This is a genomic window from Nocardia brasiliensis, from assembly GCF_042691675.1.
Taxonomy (GTDB): domain Bacteria; phylum Actinomycetota; class Actinomycetes; order Mycobacteriales; family Mycobacteriaceae; genus Nocardia; species Nocardia brasiliensis_D.
The window spans coordinates 4,059,890-4,078,167 of sequence record NZ_CP170507.1 but is presented as its reverse complement, the minus strand read 5'-3'; the positions used below and the strand labels follow the sequence as shown (position 1 = coordinate 4,078,167).

Annotated in this window: 12 protein-coding genes and 1 pseudogene; 6 read left to right on the top strand and 7 right to left on the bottom strand. The window is 67.9% G+C overall.

Going from position 1 to position 18,278, the window contains the following annotated elements:
* Positions 1-284 precede the first annotated feature (284 nt).
* The 4 genes from ACFK0J_RS18810 to ACFK0J_RS18795 form a co-directional block, all read right to left on the bottom strand.
* Positions 285-1,280 carry a TAXI family TRAP transporter solute-binding subunit gene (locus ACFK0J_RS18810; RefSeq protein ID WP_378742058.1) on the bottom strand — a complete coding sequence of 332 codons (996 nt, stop codon included), beginning with the start codon at positions 1,278-1,280 and terminating at the stop codon, positions 285-287.
* A 135-nt stretch (positions 1,281-1,415) separates the two neighbouring features.
* Positions 1,416-2,411 carry a TAXI family TRAP transporter solute-binding subunit gene (locus ACFK0J_RS18805; protein ID WP_378742056.1) on the bottom strand — a complete coding sequence of 332 codons (996 nt, stop codon included), beginning with the start codon at positions 2,409-2,411 and terminating at the stop codon, positions 1,416-1,418.
* Complete coding sequence (locus ACFK0J_RS18800; protein ID WP_378742053.1) at positions 2,408-4,435, bottom strand: TRAP transporter permease; 2,028 nt, start codon at positions 4,433-4,435, stop codon at positions 2,408-2,410. The genes ACFK0J_RS18805 and ACFK0J_RS18800 overlap by 4 nt, the downstream gene beginning before the upstream one ends.
* Before the next feature lie 101 nt (positions 4,436-4,536).
* On the bottom strand, positions 4,537-5,520 hold the full coding sequence (locus tag ACFK0J_RS18795) for a helix-turn-helix transcriptional regulator (protein WP_378742901.1): 984 nt from the start codon (positions 5,518-5,520) through the stop codon (positions 4,537-4,539).
* Positions 5,521-5,582: 62 nt separating this feature from the next.
* Here ACFK0J_RS18795 and ACFK0J_RS18790 point away from each other — a divergent pair, with 62 nt between their 5' ends.
* The gene (locus ACFK0J_RS18790) at positions 5,583-7,865 is read left to right on the top strand and encodes an ATP-binding cassette domain-containing protein (protein WP_378742051.1); all 2,283 of its coding nucleotides are present in this window, start codon (positions 5,583-5,585) and stop codon (positions 7,863-7,865) included.
* Between the two features lie 3 nt (positions 7,866-7,868).
* Here ACFK0J_RS18790 and ACFK0J_RS18785 read toward each other — a convergent pair whose 3' ends face one another.
* Positions 7,869-8,627: a tyrosine-protein phosphatase gene (locus ACFK0J_RS18785; protein ID WP_378742048.1), complete on the bottom strand. Its 759-nt coding sequence runs from the start codon at positions 8,625-8,627 to the stop codon at positions 7,869-7,871.
* Between the two features lie 315 nt (positions 8,628-8,942).
* Between ACFK0J_RS18785 and ACFK0J_RS18780 the strand changes: the two genes are divergently transcribed.
* Positions 8,943-9,830 carry a glycosyl hydrolase family 32 gene (locus ACFK0J_RS18780; RefSeq protein ID WP_378742046.1) on the top strand — a complete coding sequence of 296 codons (888 nt, stop codon included), beginning with the start codon at positions 8,943-8,945 and terminating at the stop codon, positions 9,828-9,830.
* A gap of 39 nt (positions 9,831-9,869) precedes the next feature.
* Here ACFK0J_RS18780 and ACFK0J_RS18775 read toward each other — a convergent pair whose 3' ends face one another.
* Entirely contained in the window at positions 9,870-12,038 is a 2,169-nt protein-coding gene (locus tag ACFK0J_RS18775; RefSeq protein WP_378742044.1) for an HAD-IIB family hydrolase, read from the bottom strand.
* Between the two features lie 290 nt (positions 12,039-12,328).
* Between ACFK0J_RS18775 and ACFK0J_RS18770 the strand changes: the two genes are divergently transcribed.
* Together ACFK0J_RS18770 and ACFK0J_RS18765 are read left to right on the top strand one after the other, a co-directional pair.
* Entirely contained in the window at positions 12,329-13,825 is a 1,497-nt protein-coding gene (locus ACFK0J_RS18770) for an FGGY-family carbohydrate kinase (protein ID WP_378742041.1), read from the top strand.
* 59 nt (positions 13,826-13,884) lie between these two features.
* Positions 13,885-14,250, top strand: a pseudogene (locus ACFK0J_RS18765) (thioredoxin family protein); the annotation flags it as partial.
* A 131-nt stretch (positions 14,251-14,381) separates the two neighbouring features.
* On the opposite strand, the gene ACFK0J_RS18760 reads toward ACFK0J_RS18765, so the two are convergent.
* Positions 14,382-14,885, bottom strand: a complete 504-nt coding sequence (locus tag ACFK0J_RS18760) for a hypothetical protein (RefSeq protein WP_378742039.1) — start codon at positions 14,883-14,885, stop codon at positions 14,382-14,384.
* A 77-nt stretch (positions 14,886-14,962) separates the two neighbouring features.
* On the opposite strand from ACFK0J_RS18760, the gene xylB reads away from it, so the two are divergent.
* Both xylB and ACFK0J_RS18750 read left to right on the top strand, forming a co-directional pair.
* Positions 14,963-16,435 carry a xylulokinase gene (gene xylB, locus ACFK0J_RS18755; RefSeq protein WP_378742037.1) on the top strand — a complete coding sequence of 491 codons (1,473 nt, stop codon included), beginning with the start codon at positions 14,963-14,965 and terminating at the stop codon, positions 16,433-16,435.
* 88 nt (positions 16,436-16,523) lie between these two features.
* On the top strand, positions 16,524-18,248 hold the full coding sequence (locus ACFK0J_RS18750; protein WP_378742899.1) for an amidohydrolase family protein: 1,725 nt from the start codon (positions 16,524-16,526) through the stop codon (positions 18,246-18,248).
* Positions 18,249-18,278 lie beyond the last annotated feature (30 nt).

The following is an 18,278-nucleotide window of genomic DNA, read 5'->3' as shown; positions in this document are numbered from 1 at the left end:
GATCAAGCCAGTGTGAGCGTCAGGCGCTCCTCGTACTACCTCGTGTCCCGGTCCATCCGCTCAGCATCTCGCTGAGCTTCTCGGCTCCGGGTCGGTGTCCGTGTCGCTCTGACTTGGATAAAGTTACGCGGCGGCGAACGCCACGTCAAATCGCCTGCGCAGCCCGAGATTTCGCAGGTCAAGGGCCCTGGCATCGGCCCTGGGCCCGCTTGAATCACACGAATGTGACTCAAGCCACCGGAACTTCATCCGAGCATCGCCGAAGCGCCTTCGCGCAGCCCCCGTCAGTTGGCCAGTGCGTGCCGCGCCCCGCGGTGCAGCGGAACCGGGCCGGTGTCGCGTGCGTCGTCGCGAACGATCCCTTTCGCGGCGGCGTTCGCCTGTTCCAGCTGAGGTTTGCGATCGAAGAGCGTCTTGGTCAGCACGCAGGCCAAGTCGGCGTCGAGGTCGTCGCGGACGAGGAGGACGTTCGGGACGACGATGGACGGCACGTCTTCGGACAGTCCATAGGTGGCCGCGGGGATGGTGCCCAATTCGTAGACCGGGCTCAGGATGCGCATCCCACTCAGCTGTTCGGAGGTGTCGAGCAGGCGGTACCTGCCCCGGCCCGAGCTGAACAGCTCGGTGAGACCCGGCGTCGGCAAACCGCCGGAGAAGAACAGTGCGTCGAGCGAGCCGTCCTTCATCCGAGCGACGGCCTTGGTGAGCTCCAGGCGATCGACCGCGATATCACTGTCCGGGTTCAACCCGCCTGCTCGCAGGACGCGGCGGGCGAGCGCCTCGGTGCCCGACTTGGGCGAACCGGTCGATACCCGCTTGCCGCGCAGGTCGGCGATGGTGGTGATGTCGGAGTCGGCGCGCACGATCACCTCCGTGTAGCTCGGATAGAGCCGCGACAGCGCTTGCACCGGCTGCTTGTCGCCGTCGAAGGTTCCGATACCCAGCACCGCGTCGGCGGCGACGTCGGCCAGCGCGAAGGCCACCTGGTACTTGCCCTCGACCAGCTGTTGGATGTTCTGGACGGACGCGAGGGTTTCCGACGCGGTCGCCGTCACCTTGCCGTCGGTGGCCAGCGAGATCTGGTCGGCGAAAGCATTACCGAGCGCCGCGTACACGCCGGTCGCGTTCCCGGTGGCGATGTCGACCTCCGTCCCGTGTTTCACCTCGCAGGTAACCGGTGCACCGGAATCGGTGGGCGTGCCGCCCTGGCCTTCCGCGCATCCGGTGACGAACCCCGCCGACACCGACACCACGGCGAAAACGATCGCCACTCTTCTCATCTCGTCCTCCTCGGCGCGCCCGCGATCGCCACAACCAGCTCGCCCACCTGCGCGGCGTCATCGACAGCAGCCGTCGGCCGACCCACTGGCGCGGCGATCCGCCTGCGCGCTCGTGGGTCAGGGCTGACGTCGCTCCTACTTGGTCAGTGCGTGCTCGGCGCCGCGATGCAGCGGGACCGGGTCGGTGTCACGGGCAGTGTCGCGCGAAATGCCCTTTGCGGCGGAGTTGGCTTGTTCGAGTTGGGGTTTGCGGTCGAAGAGGGTCTTGGACAGGACGCAGGCCAGGTCGGCGTCGAGGTCGTCGCGGACCAGGAGGACGTTCGGCACGACAATGGTTTTCGCGTCGGCGGGCAGGCCGTAGGTGGCCGCGGGGATGGTGCCCTCCTCATAGACCGGGCTTACCTTGCGCATGGCGGGGAGTTGGTCGGCGATGTCGAGGAAGCGGACCTTGTCCTTGGCCGAGGTGAACAGGTCGGTGATGCCGGGGGTCGGCAGGCCACCGGAGAAGAACATGGCGTCGATGGTGCCGTCCTTCATACCGTCGACGGTCTTGGTGAGATCCAGGCGCTGAGCGGAGATGTCACTGTCCGGGTTCAGGCCCGCAGCCTGCAGCACGCGCTGCGCGATCACTTCGGTGCCCGACTTGGGCGAGCCGGTGGACACGCGCTTGCCGCGCAGGTCGGCGACCGAGTTGATGTTGGCGCCGGTGCGGACAACCACCTGGGTGTAGTTCGGGTAGAGCCGGGAAAGCGCCTGCACCGGTTGCTTTTTGCCGTCGAAGCTGCCGGTGCCCAGCACGGCGTCCGCGGCGGTGTCGGCGAGCGAGAACGCCACCTGGTAAGTGCCCGCGACCAACTGCTGGATGTTCTGCACGGACGCGCCGGTCTCGGCGGCGGTCGCCTTCACCTTGCCGTCGGTGGCCTGGGAGACCTGGTCGGCGTAGGCGTTGCCCAGCGCGAAGTACACGCCGGTCGCGTTGCCGGTCGCGATGCCGACCCTGGTCTCCGACTTCACCTCGCAGGTGATGGCGGCACCGGAATCGTGGTGCGGCGCGTCCCGGCGCCCGCCACATCCGGTCAGCAGTCCGGCCGATACCGCGGTGACGGCGAAAATGATGGCGACTCTTCTCATGTCGTCCTCCTTCGAGAGAGCAGAGTGATCCCGATGGCCGCGGCGAGCACGACCGTTCCGGCGATGAGCGCGCCGGTCTCCAGGTACAGCAGCAACAGACCGCCGACGGCGGCCAGTGCCCGGGCGACCGGCCGGGCGGGGCCGATCCCGAGAATCCAGCCACCGGTGGCCACCGCGAGCGCGGCGACAGCAACACAGGCAACGGCCGTGGTCCACAGGATGCCGAGGAAGGGTCCGCGGCCGAGCAGGTATTCACCGGGTTCGGTGAGCACGAACACGATAGGCACCAGGAACGCGGGCAGTGCGTATTTCAGTGCCTGCCACATCGTCGGCACCGTTTTGGCGCCGGTGACCGCGGCGGCGCCCACCGCCGCCAGCGCCGTCGGTGGCGTCACCTCGGAGAGCACCGAGTAGTAGAAGACGAACATCGCCGCGGCCGGGGCGGGCACTTCGAGTGCGAGCAGGGCGGGGCCGATGATCGCCCAGCCGATGATGAACGAGGCCGTCACCGGTACCGCGAGGCCGAGCAGGGCCAGCGCGCCCGCCGCGAGCACGACGGTGCAAGCCAGCACCACAGTGTGATTGTCCGACAACGATTTCGCCGCCCGCACCAGCAACGCGGCCAGCTGGGCGCCGAGGCCGGTCTTGGTCGTCATCGCGGTGATCACGCCCGCCGAGGCACACACCGCGACCACCGGCAGCGCGGCACGCACCCCGCTGCCGATCGAGTAGAAGACCCGGCGCGGTGAACGCGCGATCTCGCGGGTCCGCGCGTCGAGAAAGGACAGTACGAAGGCCAGCACCGTGGCGTATACGACGGCCCGGGTGGCAGTGACGCCGATCAGCAGCAGCACGACGATCGCGATGAGCGACAGGAAGTGGTAGCCGAAGCGCAGGAGCAGCCGCCACGCCGAGGGGCCGCCGATCTCCACCGGCTTGGTGTCGAGCCTGCGTGCGTCGATTTCCACGGCCAGCAGGATGCCGAGGTAGTAGAGCACCGTCGGAATCAAGGCCCAGCCGAGCACCGTCACATATGACACTTCGAGGTACTCGGCGACGATGAACGCCGCGACACCCAACGTCGGCGGCGAGAGGATCGCGCCGACACCGGCCGCGGCGAGCATGCCGCCCGCCTGCTCCGGCGGATAGCCCGCGCGCTTGAGGATCGGCCAGGTGACCGCGCCGACGGTCACGGCGGTCGCGGTGCCCGAGCCGGACACCGTGCCCAGCAGGAATCCCGACGCGACGGCGGTCCGCCCGGCGGCACCGCGCGAACGACGGAACGCCGCCACCGACAAATCGACGAAGAACTGTGCCGCACCGGAGAATTCGAGTACGGCGCCGTACAGCGTGAACAGCACGATGTAGGTGGCCGCGACATCCAACGGTGTGCCGTAGAACCCGCTGCCCGAGTTGTACAGCGCGTCGACGATCTGCCCGAAGTCCAAGCCCGCGTGCGCGATCGTCCATCCTTGCGGGAGGAAACCTCCGTAATACCCGTAGGCCAGGAACACCAGGCAGACCAGCGGAAGTACCCACCCGGTGGTCCGCCGGCACGCCTCCAGCACGAGCAACAACAGCAGCGCGCCCATGCCCACATCGACCGGATCCAGCAGACCCTGCCTGTCCAGGAAGGCGTTGTACCCACCGCCGCCCGACCCGATCGTCAACGGCAGCACCGGGTAGAGACAGACCACCAGCGAGACAGCGGCCAGCAGCCAATCGAGCACGCCTGGCCCGTCCGCACGATCCAGGAACCGTAAGCCCGAGCGATACGCGAGGAACACCAGCGGCAACGTCGCCGCCAGGAAAACCACCAGATAGTACTGGCTGCCCTGTGGCAACGGCCGAAACACCTGCCATACCACCAGGATCGCGACCGCGAACGCAGTCACCGACACCACCCGTTCGGCCCAACCGCTCAGTTCCCGAGCGGGCCGCTCTTCGTCATCGACCTCCACTATCGGTGGCCGATCCTCCGCGGGCGCCTCGGCATCAACCCGAGCGCCCCCCGTGTTCGACATGGCGGAACGATAGCAACGCACGACCGGTCGTATACCGGTAATGAAAAGAGGGGTACCGGTCGCTTTTCAGTTCTGTCTTCTTCGCCCCCGGCAAACCCACGTCAACCCGGCCCTGCCTGCTGCGGATTTCCCGCCGCACGAAGAAGTTTGGCGCCGAGGTCGCCAAGCATGCGTTGCATCTCCGGCGGTTCACGGACCTCGAACTCCACGCCGAGATGGGCGATTCGGATAGCGGTCCATTCCAGTGAGTCGGCGCTGGTGCGGATCAGGCAGCTGCGGCCGTCGATCGGCTCGACCTCTTCCGGTCGCACTCGGAAGGTTTCGGCCAGTTGCTCGGCGGAGGTGTGCACGAGGAAGACCACGCTGCGCGCGGGACGGGAGCGAGCCAGCTGAGCGGTGACGAACGCGGCGGCGTCATCGGCGGGCAAATCCCTTGGCGCACACCGCACTCCGGTTGGGTAGGGTGCCTCGATCCGGTCTACCCGAAAGGTCCGCCAGTCCGCACGGTCCACATCCCAGGCGACCAGATACCAACGGCGGCCCGCGGAGACGAGACTGTGTGGCTCGGCGAATCGCTTGCTCTCCGCGTCGCCCTTGTCGCGATAGCGGAAGCGTATTCGCTCACCGTCGCGGGCCGCTGCGGCCAGAACGACCAGCGTCTCCGGATCGACCCGCGGACCGGCGGCCGGGCCGCCGAGTGAGACGGTCGCCGAATCGACCGCGTCCACCCGTCCGCGCAGCCGGGACGGCAGCACCTGCTGAAGTTTGACCAGGGCCCGGGCGGCCGACTCCTCGATACCCGCCACCGAGCCCTGAGCGGCGCTGCGCAAACCCAGGGTGATCGCCACGGCCTCCTCGTCGTCGAGCAGCAGCGGCGGCAGCGCGGTCCCCGCTTCCAGCCGGTAGCCGCCGACCGAGCCGAGGCTGGCGTGCACGGGGTACTCCAGCTCACGCAATCGGTCGATGTCGCGACGCACCGTGCGCACCGTCACGCCGAGGCGTTCGGCCAGCTCAGGACCGGTCCATTCGCGTCGGGTCTGCAGGAGCGAGAGCAATTGGAGCAGTCGGGCGGCGGTTTCGGTCACCATGTCAGTATCACCCAGAATGAGGACCGATCCTGACCTCATTGCCGCATACCGTGGGCGCCGTGAATACAGAACGAGACACCATCCAGATCGTCGGAGCCCGCGAGAACAACCTGCGCAACATCTCGCTGGAGATCCCCAAGGGCAAGATCGTTGTCTTCACCGGGGTGTCCGGTTCGGGCAAGTCATCGGTCGTTTTCGGCACCGTCGCGGTCGAGTCACAACGCCAGCTCAACGAGACCTTCACCTGGTTCATTCGCAACCGGCTGCCGAAGTACGAGCGACCGGAAGCCGACGCGATCGACAACCTGGCCCCCGCGGTGGTCGTCGACCAGCGGCCGATCGGCGGCAACTCTCGCTCCACGGTCGGCACCATGACCGATATCCATTCGATCATCCGGGTGCTGTTCTCCCGGCACAGTGAGCCGAGCGCCGGGGAGGCGACCCGTTATTCGTTCAACGACCCGCTCGGCATGTGTCCGGAATGTGGCGGCCTCGGCCATGTGGTGCGGCCGAACCTGGACAAGCTGCTCGACACCGACAAGTCGCTCAACGAGGGCGCTATCACCTTCGGGCCGTTCGCCATCGGCACCTTCCAGTGGCAGCTCTTCGCCGAGTCCGGGCTTTTCGATCCGGACAAGCCGTTACGCGACTACACCGCCGAGGAGTGGCAGCTGTTCCTGCACGGCAACGGCTTTCGGGTGCCCAGGTTGAACAGGACCGGCTCGATGGGGCACAACGCCTACGAAGGTCTGCTCGAACGGTTCGACCGCCTCTACATCAAGCGGGATCTCGACGCGCTGTCGGACAAGAATCAGGCGGCCGCGCGGGAGGTGGTCACCGAGGAGATCTGCCCGACCTGCGGTGGCGCCCGGCTGAACGCGGCGGCACTGGCCAGCCGGATCGACGGGCTCGGCATCGCGGACTACGGCAGGCTGGAGGTTTCGGAGCTGATCGAGGTGCTCGATGCGATCCGCGATCCGCTGGCGGAACCGATCGCGCGCGCCGCGGTGGCCCGGTTGCGGCGGATCGAGGAGGTCGGCCTCGGCTACCTCTCCCTGGACCGGGATACTTCGTCGCTATCCGGCGGTGAGGCGCAGCGGCTCAAGGTCGTTCGGCACCTCGGTTCCAGCCTCACCGGCATGACCTACATCTTCGACGAACCGAGCGTCGGCATGCATCCGCGCGACGTCGGCAGGCTGAATCACCTGTTGGTCCAGTTGCGCGACAAGGGAAATACCGTGCTGGTGGTCGAGCACTCCCCCGATGTCATCGCGGTGGCCGACCATGTGGTGGACATGGGGCCCGGCGCGGGCGGGCACGGCGGCCAGGTCGTGTTCCAGGGCACGGTGGAAAAGCTGCGCGCCTCAGGAACTCTGACCGGTGAGCGGCTGCGCCGGGTGCAATCGGTCAAGGACCGGACCCGCACCCCGACCGGTTGGCTCACCGTGCAGGACGTCGATCTGTACAACTTGAAGAACGTCACGGCCGAGTTCCCGACCGGTGTGCTCACCGCAGTGACGGGGGTGGCGGGCTCGGGTAAGAGCACGCTGGTCTCCGGTGCGTTCCTGGCCGCGCACCCGGACGCGATCGCGGTGGACCAGGCGGCAATACACACGTCCCGCCGCTCCAGTCCGGCCACCTACATCGGCATCATGGATCCGTTGCGGCAGCTGTTCGCCCGGGAACACGGCGTGAAGCCGGGTCTGTTCAGCTTCAACTCCGCGGGGGCGTGCCCCGAATGCGGTGGTGCGGGGGTCATTTTCACCGACCTCGCCTACATGGACCCGATCACCACCGTGTGCCAGACCTGTCACGGCAGGCGGTACCGGCCCGAGGTGCTCGGCTACACGGTGCGCGGCGCGTCCATCGCCGACGTGCTGGACATGACCGCCGAGCAGGCCCTCGATTTCTGGGACGGCCACGCCGACAGCAAGATTCGCAGGCCGCTGTGGTCGCTCAACGAGGTCGGCCTCGGCTACCTCACCCTGGGCCGCTCGCTCAGCTCGCTGTCCGGCGGTGAACGTCAGCGCCTCAAGCTGGCCGACCACCTGCACCGCAGCGGCGGCATCTACGTCCTCGACGAACCCACTACCGGCCTGCACATGGCCGACGTCGACACCTTGCTGGCGCTGCTGGACCGACTGGTCGACGCGGGCAACACGGTGATCGTCATCGAACACGACCTGGAGGTGGTGAAACGCGCGGACTGGGTGATCGATCTCGGCCCGGACGGCGGTAAGCACGGCGGTGAGATCGTGTTCACCGGGACACCTTCGGCGCTGCTGGACGACGAAAAGTCCATTACCGCGGACTATCTGCGGCGCAGCATGGAAGCCGCGTAGTAGTCAAGCCACCATAGCCCGGCGCAGGGCCGCCAGCTCCGCGTCGGTCAGTCCGTTCGCGCCCAACCAGGCTGCGGCACCGCCGTAGTCGGCGTGTAGATCGTCCACGAACCGGAGCATGGTTGCCGGGTCGACCGCGAGGATCCCGGTCCGGACCGGCGGCAGACCGTGATAGGAGTGCAGGCCGTCGAGCCGGGCACGGATGCGTTCGATGCGTTCCGCGGTGAGTGCGTAGTCCGCGACGATGGCTGCCGGCCGAACACCGACCGCGTCGAGCAGGATGGCGGCCAGGACGCCCGTCCGGTCTTTGCCTGCGGCGCAATGGAAAACTACCGAATGTCGGCTGGTGTCGGCGATCAGTCGGGCCGCGGACACCACCGATGCGGCACTGCCACTGAGCAGTTCGTGGTACAGCTTGCGCAGGTCGTACCGGCGCGCGTCCGGTGCGAGTTCGGCCGGGGTGGCCGTGCTCGCCGCGACGCAGACCGGGAGATTGACCAGGCGCACCGTGCTTTTCGCGAGTCGCCCGTACCCTTCCCGGGCCACCTCCATGGGCATTCGCAGGTCGACGAGGGTCCGCAAGCCCACCGGGCCGAGCAAATGGGCCAGATCGGTTTCGGACAGCTGCTGCGGTGTGCTCGATCGATAGACGACCCCGAAACGGGTTGTGCCGCCGCCGCTCACGGGCAGGCCACCGAGATCGCGCACATTGTCGATCTCGGCGAACTCCACCCACCGGCGTGGGGTGAGATCGGTATGCATATCAAACTCTCTGCTGGGCCCGGCCTGTTCCCGCGCCGAACCCGCAAAACCAGTGTAGGCGGGGCCGATTCGGGCCAACGTCTCGTTCGTCGGCTACCTCGGCTTCTTCACCGGTCCCGTCCTGATAGGCGTCGTGGCCCAAAGCTACGGTCTCATTGTCGGACTCGCCGTTCCGGTGCTGTTCGTTGTGCTGGCCGCCGCGGGTGCCGGTGCGCTTCGACCGCGGCGATGAACTCGGCCACGGCCCGATACTGGAACCGCATCGGTGCGGGAGATCGGCGGCGGTGCGCGGAGCACGGCGGGATGATGGTGCGCATGGCGATGCGCGAAGTGGTGAGTGCGGGCGCCTTCAAGCGGATTTACGATCCCGGTCTCGGCGAGGCCGAGGACTGGTACATCAACGATCACACCATTGTTCGGGACGTGAGCGGGCGCTGGCATCTGTTCGGCATCACGCACCCGGAGCCCGCGGATCCGGACAACGAGCGCGAGTTCGCGCACGCGACCGCAGACGATCTACTCGGACCGTGGACGAAACGGCCGCCTGCGCTGCACATCGACCGGGACTACGGCGAGACGCATCTCTGGGCACCGTTCGTGATCTCGGCGCATCGGCGCTACTACATGTTCTATGCCGGTGGGGGTGTGGAGCGGACCGCCGCGGCAATCAACCTGGCCACCTCGACCAACTTGTTCCATTGGGTGCGCAGGCGATCCGGTCCGCTGTTCCGTGACGGGTACGACGCACGGGATCCGATGGTGACACGGGTCGGCGATCAGTGGGTGATGTACTACTGCGCAACCAGTGCACCAACCGGCGGCCACCACGTGGTCGCCTACCGCACCAGCACCGATCTGGTGCACTGGGGCCACCGGCACATCGCTTACACAGACCCCACCAAGGGCACCGGAGCGGGAAATACCGAGTCCCCCTTCGTCGTTCAGCAGGACGGTTGGTGGTATCTGTTCATCGGCCCGCGCCCGCGCTACGTCGGCACCGATGTGTTCCGCAGCGACAACCCCTTTCGCTTCCGGATCGGCCACAAGGTGGGCCATATCGCCGCACACGCAGCCGAGTTGGTGCACGACGACGTCCGCTGGTGGATCACCAGCGCGGGTTGGGGTCAAGGCGGTGTACACATCGCGCCGCTACGCTTCCCGCGTCCACGTGACCCGCGTGCCGCGAACACCGTGCCGCGGTAGCTGATTCGATTTCCGCGGCTCAGTGGCGCGTGACGGGACTCATGCGGCCCAGTCGGCTGGCACCCGGGATGGCCGGGCGTTCTGGATGGCGGCGATGATCTCGGCGGCCCACGCTGCCGGACTGTGCCGCCCCAGTAGCTCACTCAGCTCAGCCAGCCGCGCTCGACGTTCCGCGGCGGGCAGCCGCAGCGCTCGGTACAGCGTGTCCACGAGGTCGGCCGGTGAATTCGGTTCCGTCAGCAAGGCTCCGCCGCCGAGCTGCTCGGCGGCCCCGGTGTGCCGCGAGAGCACCAGCACGCCGGACCGACCCGCCGCCACCTGCGCGGCGATGAATTCCTTCGCCGTCAGGTTCATGCCGTCCTGCAGGGAGGTCACCCAGAACACGTCCGCGGCCAGGTAGTGGTCGATCACCTCGGGGAAGCTCAGGAATTGCGGGAAGTATTCGATGGGCTGCCACCCGCCGACCGACCAGGTGTGGTTGACCTCGCCGATACGGCGCTCCAGTGCCTGCCTGGTCGCCTCGTAGGCGGTGACGCCGGGCTCGGGCGGTGGGCAGACGAGGCGGAAGTGGAGCGCACCGCGTAATTCCGGATGGCGAGTGAGTAGCTCGGCGATGGCGTCGACCTTCTGCACGGGGGCTTTGATGTAGTCCAGGCGTTCGACCGAAAGCACAATGGGCCCAGTCATTTCGCGTCGGTCAACCGGACGGGAACGGGCCAGCGCTTCGATCGCGCCGCGGTCGACGCCGAGCGGATGCACCCCCACTTGGGGTGCCGGGTCCTGCTCAGCGAGGGAGCCGATGAAGCGTTCGGCGAAGACGTGGGTGTGGAAGCCAGCCCAGTCCAGGCAACCGAGGGACGCGCGGATCTCGGCGGCGGGCGGCAGCGCGGCGAACACCTCCGGCTCGGGAAACGGAGTGTGGTGGAACAGGCCGAGCCGCAGGTCGGGGCGCGTCGCCCGCAGTCGACCAGGAACGAGCCACAGGTTGTAGTCGTGCAGCCAGACGGTCGCGCCCGGCGCGGCCCGGACACCGATGTGCTCGGCGAACCGGATATTCACCGCCCGATATTCGTCCCAGGCGGCGGGGTCGAAACGCAGCCGGTGCGGTTGGGACATCAGGACCGGCCACAGCGCTTCCTTGCACGCCCGGTGGAAGTATCCGCTCCATTCGGCGGAGGTCAGCGGCAGGAAGGCGAGCGGTAGGCCGGTGTCGTGATCATCGAGGCGGACCGGGGGTTCGTCGGGCTCGATGACGACGGCCGCCGCCCACACCGCTTGCAGGTCCGCGGTGAACAGGCTGTTCAAAGTGGGCAGGATGCCGTTGGGACTCGATGGTGTCCGCCAGCCGTCGGGGGTCCAGGTGACCGGTGCGCGGTGGTATCCGACCACCAGCGGGTAGTCGGGTTCGACCCAGCCGAGATCCTGAAGAGCCGAGACGATACCCGCCGCGCCCGGCAGGTCTGGGCGATGCGCCGCTTCCGATTCGGGTACCGCTTCCGATAAGGCGGGTTCGGCGTTGCCGACGATCACGCCGTGCGTGCCGTGCCCGAACATCGAGCGGTCGTTGCCGGAATCGCCGGCGACCAGTATCGAATCACGCTGCCAGTGCAGCTCATCGGCGAGCGTGACGAGTGCGTTTCCTTTGTTCGCCTGCGCGGGCAGCACGTCGAAATAAGTGCTCGCCGAGTACTGCCAAGAGCAGCCGAGCGCCCGGACCGCGTCGGTCAGCTCTCGAGTCAGTGCCGTGGGCGGCAGGTGGAACGAGCAGCGGCCGTCCTGGGGTACGCCGTCCTGATAGCTCAGTGCCGAAAAGCGCCGTAGCGCAGCGCGGATTCGCGCGGTGCCGGGCCAACCCGCGCGCAGCCGCGTTTCCAGCGTGGCGACGTGAGTGAGGTCCGTACCGTCGATGATGCTGGCTCCGACGTCGGCGATGATCCAACGCGGCTGCGGCACAAGGGGGTCGCCCAGTACCCCGCGGATCGATTCGATGCCGCGACCTGTCGCGAAGACCACCGTCACCTCGGGATGACGCGCCAGCGCGTTGCGCAGCCGCAGCCGATCGGCGGTGCTGCCGCCGAGCAGCGTGCCGTCCAGGTCGGTGACCAGGATCTTGCCGCGGCCGGGGGTACCCGCGGTGCTGCCGCAATATCGATTGCCGGGTGAACTGGCTTCCGGCTCAACAGATTTGGAACCCTCGCCGGTTGCCATCTACGCAACGATAGCAGGGACACATGATGAACTCGGGCGGAATTTTCAGACCGGACGCGCGGGCGGTACCCGGGCGAGCCACCGTGGCAGCTCCGTCAAGTCCGGTGCGGCACTGGATCCCAGGGCCGTGGTCGCCGCTGCGCCGCAGGCAACGGCGGTGGCGAGGCAGTCGGGCAGCGCGTCTCCGGCCCGGCTCGTCGCGCGGATTTCCGGATCTCGCCATCGGGCTCCGGCCCGCCTGGTATTTCTTGAAACCAACCGTCTGGCCCCGCGTGCAGGGAGGGACCGGCTTGACCCGCACCAGCATGTTTCTCGGCGTCGACATCGGCACCGCCAGCTCCAAGGGCGTGCTGACCGGGGCGGACGGCACCATCCTGGCTAGATCATCACGGCCGCACAATATTTCGACGCCTCGGCCGGGTTGGGTGGAACACGACGCGGAAAAGGTGTGGTGGGCCGACTTCGTCGCGATCATTCGCGACCTGGTGGCCGCGGCGGACGGCGCTACCCTGGACGGGCTCGCGGTCTCCGGGATCGGCCCGTGCCTGCTCCCGGCCGACGCCACCGGTCGCCCACTGCGCCCGGCCATCCTGTACGGCGTCGACACCAGAGCTACCGCCGAAATCGCCGAACTCGACACCGAATTCGGCGCGCAGGCCGTGCTGGAGCGCGCCGGTTCACCACTCACCAGTCAAGCCGTCGGCCCGAAACTGCGCTGGCTCGCCCGCCACGAACCGTCGGTCGCCGCGAACACCGCCATGCTGCTGATGGCGAGTTCCTTTCTGGTGCACCGACTCACCGGCCGCTACGTGCTCGATCACCAATCGGCCAGCCAGTGCGTCCCGATGTACGACCTGCGGCGGCGCGAATGGGCCACCGACTGGGCCGAGCAGGTAGCCCCCGGCTTGCCGCTGCCGGAACTCACCTGGCCGACCGAAGTGGTCGGCCGGGTCACCGAAGCGGCGGCGGCGAGCACCGGTCTCCCCGTGGGTCTTCCGGTCACCACCGGCACCATCGATGCCTGGGCCGAGGCCGCCAGCGTCGGTGTCCGCGCGCCGGGCGACGCGATGATCATGTACGGCACCACCATGTTCCTGGTGCAGGTGCTGACCGCTCCACGCCCGCATCCAGGCCTGTGGGGCACCTGCGGAACCTGGCCGGGCGCATACACTCTCGCCGCGGGCATGGCCACCTCGGGGGCGGTGACCGACTGGCTGCGCACTCTGGTCGGCGGCGAATTCGCCGACCTCGTCCCGGCGGCCGCCGAGGTACCGGTCGGCAGCCGTGGACTGTTGATGTTGCCCTATTTCGCCGGGGAGCGCACTCCCCTGTTCGACCCGGCTGCCAGGGGCATCATCGCGGGCCTGACCCTCGGGCACGGACGCGCCGAGTTGTACCGGGCGGCACTCGAGGGCATCGCGTACGGGGTGCGGCACAATCTCGCGGCGATGACCGAGGCCGGGGGTCGCGCCGGGCGTCTGGTCGCGGTCGGCGGCGGCACCAAGGGCGGGTTGTGGACGCAGATCGTCTCGGACGTGACCGGTCTGCCGCAACAACTTCCGGCCGAAACGATCGGCGCGTGCCTCGGCGACGCGTTGCTCGCGGCGACGGCCGCCGGGATCGACACCGCGAGCTGGAACCCGGTCATCGGCACCGTCGAGCCCTATCCTGAGCGCACCGCAGAATACGATTCGTACTACCGGCACTACCGCGAACTGTACGAATGCAACACCGCTATCGCGCATTTCCTAGCGAGCGAACAACACCGCCGGGGGGTGCCTTCCTGATCCTCCGAGCCCATGCGAGGATTCAGGGTTGCTCTGTCGAATATCAATGCGAGGACCCCATGCCGACCCTGACTCTGACCCAGCGGAACTTCGACACCGTGATCACCAGCAATCCCATCGTCTTGATCGACTGGTGGGCCGCGTGGTGTGGTCCGTGCCGACATTTCGCGCCGATCTTCGAATCGTCGTCGGAACGGCATCCCGATATCGTGCACGCGAAGGTCGATACCGAGGCCGAGCAGGAGCTCAGCGCCGCCGCCCAGATCACCGGGCTACCCACCTTGATGGCGTTCCGGGAGGGCTTGCTGGTGTATTCGGAGGCGGGCGTCCCGGCCGCCGAAACACTCGAAGAACTGATCCAGCAGATCAAATGGCTGGACATGGAACAGCTTCGGCGAGAAATGAGCAAACAGGCCGACGCACAACAGGCCCCCGCGTACGCACCGAGCGCACCCGAGCCGGCGCCGCGACAAGCGGGACACGCGTCCGCCTCCGACCAATACGGCTGGCCCGGCATTTGACCGACGAGCGGCGACCGGATGACGCGCGCGTGCCGTTACGGTGATTCGTCGGTCTCCGGCGCCGACTCGGCGATATCCGTCGCCAGCAGCTCGTCGGCGCGGGCCATCGCGTCGTCCATGGTTTCCTGGATGCCGTCCAACACCGACATGCCACCCAGCAGATCCTCGAATTCGCGGAGCACGGACTGCACCTCCGCGACCGCCGGATCGACCCGATACCAGGCGACGCCATCACGCCACCAAAGGTTCTCGTCCACCCATGCCCACATGACATCGCGCACCAAGCGGGCGTCGGGGGTGTACATCTGGAATTGCTCGTCGGCACCGTCGGCGCGATGTTCTAGTTCGTAGACGCCGTCGGGCAGCAGCCGCGTCCGGATGTACGCGTGGTCGCCGCGGTTGATCAGAATGGCCGGACATTGCGGGTCGGGCGGGTCGTCGAGCAACTCGGTGAGCAAGGCGTCGGTCAGCTCTGGCACCGGTGTCCCGGCACCGGTCCGGACGTGCACCTCGGCAGCTCGGTCCAGGTCGTCGGTCACCGGGCCAGTGTGCCCGATCCGGTCATCCAATACCCGAAATGCGGCCTGCCGAGGCGCGTCGGGTGCAAGGTGGAGCTATGTGTGCGGCGACGGTGGCCGGGGTGGACAGCTCCACCCAGTCCTGCAAAGTGCTCGTCTGCGACGCGGCGACCGGCAAGATCCTGCACCAGGCGCACGCACCGCACCCGGACGGCACCGAGGTGGCGCCGCAAGCCTGGTGGGATGCGTTGTGCGCGGCCGGTGCCGGGTTACTCGAACAGGTCGACGCGATAGCGGTGGCCGGTCAGCAGCACGGCTTGGTCGCACTCGATGCCGAGGGACAGCCGGTCCGCGATGCGCTGCTGTGGAACGACGTCCGCTCCGCGGCGGCGGCCGACGAGCTGATTCTCGAGCTCGGCGGCCCGCAGGCGTGGGCGGACGCCGTAGGCAGTGTCCCGGTCGCCGCGTTCACCGTGGCCAAGCTGCGCTGGCTGGCCGACCACGAGCCGGACCTCGCCGACCGCACCGCCCGGATCATGCTGCCGCACGACTATCTGACCTGGCGGCTACGCGGCGGCTCGGGCGCCGCTCCCGAGCCGACCACTGATCGCGGTGACGCTTCGGGCACCGGCTACTGGTCACCCGCGGACTGTGAATACCGCAAAGATCTACTCGCCCTTGGCTTCCGCGGCCGCACACCCGAACTGCCCCGGGTGCTCGCGCCGTCCGAGGCCGCCGGGCGCACTCCTTCCGGTGTGCTCGTCGCCGCGGGCACCGGCGACAATGCCGGAGCCGCATTGGGTCTCGGCATCGAGGACGGCGACGTAGTGGTCTCGCTCGGCACCAGCGGCACCGTCTTCGCTCGCACGCTCGCGCCCAGCGCCGATGCCACCGGCGCGGTGGCCGGATTCGCCGACGCGACAGGAGCATTCCTCCCCCTCGTGTGCACCCTCAATGCGGCGCGCGTCCTCGAATACACCGCCGATTTGCTCGGTGTCGACCTCGCCACGCTCGAATCGCTTGCCGCACAGGCCCCGCCGGGCGCCGAAGGACTCGTCCTGCTGCCCTACATGTCCGGCGAACGCACACCGAACCTGCCGCATGCCACCGGCCGCCTGCACGGTCTGCGGCCGGAGACCATGCGGCCCAGCCACGTTGCCCGCGCCGCCTTCGAGGGCATGCTCTGCAATATGGCCGAGGCGCTCGACCATCTCCGTGCGCGCGGCACCGGCGTGCGCCGCATCCTGTTGATCGGCGGCGCGGCACGGTCGGCACTGGTCGCCGAGATCGCCGCCCAGATCTTCGGCGTCCCGATCACCGTCCCGCAACCGAACGAATACGTCGCACTCGGTGCGGCTCGCCAGGCTGCCTGGGCGCTCAGTGGTGCGGCGGAACCACCGAACTGGCCCGCCCACACCGCCGCCGAGGTGCCCGCACCGGACGCCCCCGCGGCCGGTCGCCGCATCCGCGCGGAATACCAACGGGCGAAAGGCGACCTCTACGCCCGCCCGACGGTCGGGATGCCGACCCGGACACTGCGCAAACGCCGGCGGCGACGCGGGGACGACTGACCGAGTCTGGCCGCCCGGCGGCGACCATGCGACCATGTACTCATTACCGGTAGTACTGGATACCGGTGGGTTGTCGGAAGGGGCGCAGATGCACCCGTATGACGTGGTGATTCGCCGTGGATCGGTGTTCGACGGGGCAGGATCCGCACCGCGCACGGCCGATGTCGGCATCAAGGACGGCAAGGTAGTGGCGATCAGCGCCGAGCCGCTGCCGGACGGCGCGCGGACCATCGACGCGACGGACAAGTGGGTCATTCCGGGCATGCTGGACGTGCACACCCACTATGACGCGGAAGTGCTCGGCAATCCCGGCCTCGGTGAGTCGGTGCGGCACGGCGTCACCTCCGTGGTGATCGGTAATTGCTCGCTGTCCACGGTGTATGCCGACGCCGACGATTGTGCGGACATGTTCGCCAGGGTCGAGGCGCTGCCCTGGGATGCGGTGCACTCGGCCGTCAAGGAGCACAAGAACTGGGACGGCCCGCGCGCCTATGCCGACGCCCTCGCTTCGCGTCCGCTCGGTGCGAATGTGGCGGCGCTGCTGGGGCATTCGGATATTCGCGTCGCGGTGATGGGGTTGGGTCGCGCGGTGGATCCGCAGGTGCAACCGACCGGCGACGAGCTGAAGCGGATGCGGCAGATGCTCACCGACGCACTCGATGCCGGGTTCCTCGGCCTTTCCACCATCCGCAGTTCGTTCTCCAAGTTGGAGGGCGTCCGGTTCCCGACCAGGCAGCTGCCGTCCACCTATGCCAGCTGGCGCGAGTACGCGGCGCTGAACAAGATTCTGCGGCAACGGAATCGGATCCATCAGAGCACGCCGAATCTCACCTCGCGGCTGGAGATCGCGCGCTACTTCGCGGAGAGCGCGGGCCGCTTCCGTAAGCCGCTCAAGACCACGCTGATCGCGGGCATGGACGTGAAGGCCGATCGCACGACAGCGCGCGCCGCGACCACGGCGGCGTGGATCGCGAACACGGTGGGCGGGGCCGAATTCCGGTGGCAGCACCTGCCGGTGCCGTTCGAGGTGTATGCCGACGGTGTCGATCTGGTCGTCTTCGAGGAGTTCGGTTCCGGCGTCGCGGCGCTGAACATCCGCGATGTGATGAAGCGCGGCGAACTGCTGGCCGACGAGTCCTATCGCAGACAATTCCGAAAGGACCTCGCCAAGAAGTACGGGCCTCGCGTGTGGCATCGGGACCTCTACGACGCGCAGATCGTTTCCTGCCCGGAAGCCGAGGTGGTCGGGAAGTCGTTCGGCGAGGTGGCCGACGAGCGTGGCATCCATCCCGCCGACGCGCTGCTCGACCTGGCGGTCGCGCACGGCGCGAAGCTACGCTGGCGCACCGTCATCGCCAACGACCGGGATGATGTGCTCGATCGACTCCAAACCTCCCCGAACGTCCAGGTCGGGTTCGCCGATTCCGGTGCGCACCTGCGCAATATGGCCTTCTACAACTTCGGCCTTCGCATGCTGGAACGGGTGCATCAGCGCAAGTTCATGTCGATCGAAGCCGCAGTGCACCGGTTGACCGGCGAATTGGCCGACTGGTACGGCCTGGACGCCGGCCGCCTGCGCGAGGGCGCCCGTGCCGATATCGCCGTCATCGACCCCGCTGGCTTCGACGCTTCCAGTGCCGCCTATGCCGAAGCCCCGTTTCCCGGTATCGCCGGGCTGAACCGCATGGTCAACCGCAACGACCGCGCCGTCGCCGCCACCCTCGTCGCAGGCCACCTCGTCTACGAATACGGCACCTTCGCCCCCGGCTTCGGCACCACCCTCCACGCGGGCACCTTTCTCACCCCCGTCTAGCCCCCAAAACGGGACATGGCCGCGGCAACT